The organism is Pseudomonas sp. Pseusp88, assembly GCF_047303955.1.
GTDB lineage: Bacteria > Pseudomonadota > Gammaproteobacteria > Pseudomonadales > Pseudomonadaceae > Aquipseudomonas.
The window spans coordinates 1-207 of record NZ_JBGLYM010000162.1 but is presented as its reverse complement, the minus strand read 5'-3'; the positions used below and the strand labels follow the sequence as shown (position 1 = coordinate 207).

The window sequence follows — 207 nt, the reverse complement described above, 5'->3', positions numbered from 1 at the left end:
TGTCCCCTTCGTCTAGTGGCCTAGGACACCGCCCTTTCACGGCGGTAACAGGGGTTCGAGTCCCCTAGGGGACGCCAAGTTACAAGAAGCAGCGCCGCAAGGTTCTGCTCCGCCGCGAGGCGATAAATCCGGGGCTATAGCTCAGCTGGGAGAGCGCCTGCATGGCATGCAGGAGGTCAGCGGTTCGATCCCGCTTAGCTCCACCAA

2 tRNA genes are annotated in these 207 nt (G+C 61.8%); both read left to right on the top strand.

Annotated features, from left to right (window positions below):
- Position 1 precedes the first annotated feature (1 nt).
- Positions 2–77 (top strand) — tRNA-Glu (locus ACCD02_RS32850).
- Between the two features lie 53 nt (positions 78–130).
- Positions 131–206: transfer RNA gene (locus ACCD02_RS32845), tRNA-Ala, on the top strand.
- The last annotated feature ends 1 nt before the right edge of the window (position 207 follow it).